The 6,153-nt window shown below is 63.4% G+C and carries 6 protein-coding genes; 3 read left to right on the forward strand and 3 right to left on the reverse strand.

The genetic code is table 11. From position 1 onward, the window contains the following. The 3 genes from JaAD80_RS24230 to JaAD80_RS24240 all read left to right on the forward strand — a co-directional run. Positions 1-651: MFS transporter (locus JaAD80_RS24230; protein ID WP_146012514.1), on the forward strand; the 651-nt coding region annotated here is incomplete at its 5' end. A gap of 33 nt (positions 652-684) precedes the next feature. After that, positions 685-1,065, forward strand: coding sequence for a hypothetical protein (locus tag JaAD80_RS24235; protein ID WP_219726873.1), 381 nt, complete (start codon positions 685-687; stop codon positions 1,063-1,065). A 174-nt stretch (positions 1,066-1,239) separates the two neighbouring features. After that, complete coding sequence (locus tag JaAD80_RS24240) at positions 1,240-3,558, forward strand: NADP-dependent malic enzyme (RefSeq protein WP_102298366.1); 2,319 nt, start codon at positions 1,240-1,242, stop codon at positions 3,556-3,558. Positions 3,559-3,610: 52 nt separating this feature from the next. Here the strand turns inward: JaAD80_RS24240 and JaAD80_RS24245 are convergent, their stop codons facing one another. The 3 genes from JaAD80_RS24245 to JaAD80_RS30885 form a co-directional block, all read right to left on the reverse strand. Beyond that, the gene (locus JaAD80_RS24245; protein ID WP_102298367.1) at positions 3,611-4,477 is read right to left on the reverse strand and encodes a hypothetical protein; all 867 of its coding nucleotides are present in this window, start codon (positions 4,475-4,477) and stop codon (positions 3,611-3,613) included. 476 nt (positions 4,478-4,953) lie between these two features. Next, positions 4,954-5,973 (reverse strand): two-component system response regulator, encoded by a 1,020-nt coding sequence (locus JaAD80_RS24250; protein WP_102298369.1) that lies wholly within the window; start codon positions 5,971-5,973, stop codon positions 4,954-4,956. After that, a partial coding sequence (locus tag JaAD80_RS30885; RefSeq protein ID WP_180979568.1) for a hypothetical protein occupies positions 5,970-6,153 on the reverse strand: 184 nt, incomplete at its 5' end. The genes JaAD80_RS30885 and JaAD80_RS24250, both read right to left, overlap by 4 nt.

Genomic DNA, 6,153 nt, shown 5'->3' on the forward strand with positions numbered 1-6,153 from the left:
CTGCTGTGGCGCCGCGCATCGGCCGCACGCGTGGACGTGTCCGGCGGCGCGGGCGCCAGCCTGCCCGTGGGCAGTGGCCGCGCCTGGCTGCTGATGGTGTTTTTCGGTATTGGCACGGGCGCCTATACGCTGGTGCTGGCCTGGCTGCCGCCGTTTTATACGGAACTGGGCTGGAGCGCCGCCGACAGCGGCTTGCTGCTGGGCGGCCTGACCCTGATGGAAGTGCTGGCGGGACTGGTGATTTCCAGCGTCATCCACCGCTTCCCCGACCGCCGCATCCTGTTATTGTCCGTATTGTTGTCCGTGCTGGCCGGCCTGGCTTGCCTGATCGTGGCGCCCGCGCAACTGGCGCTGCCCGCCGTGATATTGCTCGGCTGCGGCATCGGCGCGCTGTTCCCCTTGTCGCTGATCGTCAGCATGGACCATGTGCGGGACCCGGCCGGCGCCGGCGCGCTGCTGGGCTTTGTGCAGGGCGGCGGCTACATCATCGCCAGCAGCATGCCGTTCATCGCCGGCCTGATCCGCCAGCACTCGTCCAGCCTGGCACAGGCGTGGATGGTAATGGCGGGCGGCGTCATCGTGCTGCTGATGATCGCCGTGCGCTTCGCGCCCGGTGCGCGGCTGGCGTCGCCGGCGGCAAAAATCGCGTAGGCTGTCGGCTTGTCCTTGATAGAAAGATCCGCCATGGCTGACCATCCCGCCACGCCACCGTCCCTGCTGCCCGCCAACCGCCGCATCGTGCTGTCCGGCGAGGATGCGCTGCGCATCCTGCGCGAGATCGAATTCCTGCTGCAGTCGCTGCATCACATCGGCCGCCATTATTATCCCGACGGCGACGATGACGGCGCCGATGCCCTGCGTCGCGCGCAGTATTGCGCGGAGACGACGCGCTTCATCGATGCGCAGCAAGCGACGACGCGCCTGGCGCTGATGCGCAGCATTTTGTCCGCGCCCTTCGACGACACCCTGGGCGCGGACGACATGGACGATATCGAGCGCGCCGTCGCCGCGCTGCCGCTGTGGCGCGCCTCCGATGACCCATCACAAAAACTAATTGAAATCTAAAACTTGATAGTTTTTCCTGTTCAGGACGTTTGTGCCGCCGGACGGCCTTACAATGCTAGGTTATGCGTTTTCGTGATATCAGACTGTGGCTAGCGGAAAATACCTAGCTAATTGAAAGAATCGGTCTGATAAAATCCGGAACACCCGATCGACCAAACAGGAAGGCAGCACAGCATGGATTCGTCATCTGATAAAAAAGAAGAATTGCGTCAACAATTGCGCTTGGCCGCACTCGAATATCACGAGTGCCCGCGCCCCGGCAAAATCAGCGTGACGCCGACCAAACAACTGACCAACCAGCGCGACCTGGCGCTGGCCTACTCGCCAGGCGTGGCCGCTCCCTGCGAAGAAATCGTCATCGATCCGGCAAATGCCTATAAATATACGGCGCGCGGCAACCTGGTGGCCGTCATCACCAACGGCACGGCCGTGCTGGGGCTGGGCAATATCGGCCCGCTGGCCGCCAAGCCGGTAATGGAAGGCAAGGGCGTGCTGTTCAAGAAGTTCGCCGGCATCGACGTCTTCGACATCGAAATCAACGAGATGGATCCCGATAAGCTGGTCGACATCATCGCCTCGCTGGAACCGACCTTCGGCGGCGTCAATCTGGAAGACATCAAGGCGCCCGAGTGCTTCTACATCGAGCGCCAGCTGCGCGACCGCATGAAGATTCCCGTCTTCCACGACGACCAGCACGGCACCGCCATCATCGTCGGCGCGGCCATCCTGAACGGCCTGAAAGCCGTCGGCAAGAAAATCGAAGACTGCAAGCTGGTCGTCTCGGGCGCGGGCGCCGCGGCGCTGGCCTGCCTGGACCTGATCGTCGATCTGGGCTTCCCGCTGAAAAATATCTATGTCACCGACCTGGCCGGCGTGGTCTACAAGGGCCGCACGGAACTGATGGACCCGGACAAGGAACGCTTCGCGCAAGACACGCCGCTGCGCACCCTGGCCGAGATCATCCCGGACGCCGATATTTTCCTCGGCGTTTCCGCCGGCGGCGTGCTGAAGCAGGACATGGTGCGCAAGATGGCGCCGAACCCATTGATCCTGGCGCTGGCCAATCCGAACCCGGAAATCCTGCCGGAAGAAGTCAAGGCCGTGCGCAGCGACGCCATCATCGCCACCGGCCGTTCGGACTATCCGAACCAGGTCAACAACGTGCTGTGCTTCCCGTACATCTTCCGCGGCGCGCTCGATTGCGGCGCCACCACCATCACGCGCGAAATGGAAATCGCCGTGGTGCACGCGATCGCCGACCTGGCGCATGCCGAGCAGTCGGACATCGTGGCCACCACCTATGGCATCAGCAACCTGTCGTTCGGTCCTGAGTACCTGATCCCGATGCCGTTCGATCCACGTCTGCTGATCAAGATCGCGCCAGCGGTGGCCAAGGCGGCCGAGGATTCCGGCGTCGCCACGCGTCCGATCAAGGACTTGCAAGCGTACGCGGACAGCCTGCAGCAATTCGTCTACCGCAGCGGCACCTTCATGAAGCCGCTGTTCCTGATGGCCAAATCCACGCCGGCCGACCTCAAACGCATCGTCTATGCCGAAGGCGAAGAAGAGCGCGTGCTGCGCGCCGTGCAAGTGGTGGTCGATGAAAAACTCGCGCGTCCCATCCTGGTCGGCCGCCCGCCGGTGCTCGAAGCGCGCATCCAGAAATTCGGCCTGCGTCTGAAGCAGGGCGTCGACTTCGACGTCATCAACCCGGACTTCGACGAGCGCTATCGCGATTACTGGAACACGTATTACGCGATGACCAGCCGCAAGGGCGTCACCGAGGAATACGCGAAGCTGGAAATGCGCCGCCGCCACACCCTGATCGGCTCGATGATGATCCACAAGGGCGACGCCGACGGCATGATCTGCGGCACCTTCGGCACCACCCAGCTGCACCTGAAATACATTGACCAGGTGCTGGGCAAGCGCGCCGGCAGCAATGTGTATGCCGCCATGAACGTGCTGATCATGCCGGAACGCCAGCTGGTGATGGTCGACACGCACGTCAATGAAAACCCGGACGCCGAGCAGCTGGCCGAGATCACCATCATGGCCGCCGAAGAGATGACCCGTTTCGGCCTGTCGCCGCGCGCGGCCCTGCTGTCGCACTCGAACTTCGGTTCCAGCGACAGCGCCTCGGCGCAAAAGATGCGCGCTGCCCTGGCCATCGTCAAGGAACGCGCGCCGGACCTGGAAATCGACGGCGAAATGCACGGCGATACAGCCCTCGACAGCAAGCTGCGTCAAAAACTCATGCCCAATTCGGCCCTGAAGAACGATGCCAACCTGCTCGTCATGCCGAACATCGAGTCGGCCAACATCGCCTACAATCTGGTGAAAACGGCGGCCGGCAACGGCATCGCCGTGGGCCCGATCCTGCTCGGCTGCGCCAAGCCCGTGCACATTCTGACGCCATCGGCCACCGTGCGCCGCATCGTCAACATGACGGCACTGTGCGTCGTGGATGCTGTCGCCCAGCGTAAAGCCTAAAGCGTTAGTTGCTCTTGAAAAGCCGCCCCGTCCGCAAGGAGGGGCGGCTTTTTTACGTGGGTGCCACGGGCAGGGCCGTGGCCGGGTGGCGGCGCAGGTAATAGTGGCGGTACAACATGATTTCGCCCCACACCAGCAGCAGCGCCGCCAGCGCGAGCAGGCCCAGCGTGATCTTGAGCGAATTGAAATAGGCGCCCGCCTGGCGTTTGATGGCGTCGATGAAAATCATCGGCACTGACTTGTCGAGTTTGCTGAAATCGGCCTGGCGCGCCACATCGGTTGTCAGGCGCACGGCCAGGTCGGTGCCCAGGCTGGCCAGGTCGCCCGTCGCCTGGCCACGGAAGCCGGCGCCCTTGAGCGCTTCGCCCAGCACAGTTGCCCTGGCGATCAGCTGTTCCTGCAGCACCTGCGTCAGCAGCACGCTGCCGCGGCGCAGGATGAATTCATTGATCCAGCGCGCCTTGCTGCGTTCCCAGTAACTGCCGGATGTCGGCCGGTAATACATGTCTTGCACGAAGGGTTCGATCAGGCTGCGCATGCTGATAGCCTGGCCCGGGGCGATCAGCCTGGCCTGCTGTTCCAGGTAGACGCGCAGCGCCGGCATTTGCGCTTCGACCACCGGCTGCAGGTCGCGCTCGAGAGCCTGGTTGACGACGCGGTGCACGCTGTGGACGGCGCCAAAGCCGCCACCGAGGAGCGGCAGCGCGACGAGGATCAACAGATAGCTGAGCTTGGCTGCCACATGCCAGGCGGGCGGACGGCGCACCAGCAGGCATTTTCTGGCCAGCTGATAGCAGATGCCGGCCGCCAGCACAAAGCCGATCACGCCATACAGCAGCATCCACGGCAGGACAGTCCACAGCAGGTCGCTGCCGAACGGCGCCAGGGCGCTGCCCCAATTGAACATTTGTTGCTTCATGCACATTGCCTTGAAGTAAGTAATAAGCCAATTATAACTATTAACAAATAGGCATGGCGCGCTTGACTTTGATGTGCCATCGTCGTCGTCTTCGATCGGGCGCTGCCGCGCATGCCGCGACAGGTCGGCATGCACGAGGATGGATTGACCGGCCATGTTGTCACTCATCCATAAAGAGGAGAACAAGGCGCGAACGGCAATTCCCGCAAGTCCAGTCGTGCGGTGACAGGTGGGGATGGTGTTGGGCGGGGCTTGATATGGGTCAAAAAGAGACGGGCCGTGGCCGTGCGCAAGGCCGATGGCAGGAAATGCCGAGCTATTTGATATGCATCAAAATGCTCCACGGACAGTACGCGATAATGGCATCGAACTCCTTGCCCATCCAGTGGTCTGCATCGGCGCCAGCACCATCGTGTTTGGCACTTCTTTGTGTGACGCAACAACACCGGGCGTGGCGGGAGTTCACTTCCTGCACCTCATGCGGCGGCGTGGTGTTCCTCCTTCTCCGCCCAGCGCTGGCGCACCGCGTCGATGGCAGGCAACTGCTGCACAAACAAGTCCACCAGTTCCGTATCGAAATGCCGGCCCTTTTGTTCCTGCAGATAGTCGACGGCATCGTCCAGCGCCCAGGCGCGCTTGTACGGACGCACCGAGGTCAGCGCATCGAAGACATCAGCCACGGCCACGATGCGCCCCGCCAGCGGGATGTTGTCGCGGGCCAGGCCGCGCGGATAGCCGCTGCCATCCCATTTTTCATGGTGCGACAGGGCGATCTCGCGCGCCAGTGCCAGCATGCCGCCTGGCGCATGCGCGCCGATGATGTCGGCGCCGATGCTGGCGTGCGTCTGCATGATGGCCCACTCGTCCGCGTCCAGCTTGCCCGGCTTTTGCAGGATGCGGTCGGGTATGCCGATCTTGCCCACGTCGTGCATGGGCGCCGCATGCAGCAGGTCGTCGGCGGCCGCCTCGTCCATGCCGGTGGCCACGCCCAGCAGGCGCGCGTAATGGCTCATGCGGATCACGTGCAGTCCTGTTTCATTGTCCTTGTACTCGGCCGCCAGGCCCAGGCGCCGGACGATCTGCAGCCGCGTTTCCCTGAGTTCGTCGATGCGCACCAGCGACAGGTGCGTGCGTACGCGGGCGCGCACGATGGCCGGGCTGAGCGGCTTGGTGATGTAGTCGACGGCACCGGCTTCAAAACCGCTGAGTTCGTCGCGCATGTCGCCCAGCGCCGTGACGAAGATAACGGGAATGGCGGCCGTCAGCGGCTCGGCTTTCAGGCGGCGGCAGGCGTCGTGGCCGCTCATGCCGGGCATCATCACATCGAGCAGGATCAGGGCCGGGCGTTCCTGCTGCGCCAATGCCAGGGCGCGCGCGCCATCCTTGGCGAACAGCAGCGCGTAGTCGTCCTGCAGGATTTGCCGCAGCAGCTGCAGGTTGGCCGCTTCGTCGTCGACGACCAGCAGCAGCGGCTTGGGTGGGGGGAACACACTCATGGGGACTCCGTATCGAAGGATTGCAGCAGGTCGTACAACAGCGTCTGGGCCAGCGAGAAATCGAAGTCGTCGATGGCGTGCCGCAGCGGCGCCAGGCGCTGCGCCTGCCCGCCCAGGGCCGTCTGCAACTGGGCTTGCGCCCCGTCATGCAGTTCGCCGCGCCGCAGCGCTTGCAGCAGG

This window comes from Janthinobacterium sp. AD80, from assembly GCF_002878455.1.
GTDB lineage: Bacteria > Pseudomonadota > Gammaproteobacteria > Burkholderiales > Burkholderiaceae_D > Janthinobacterium.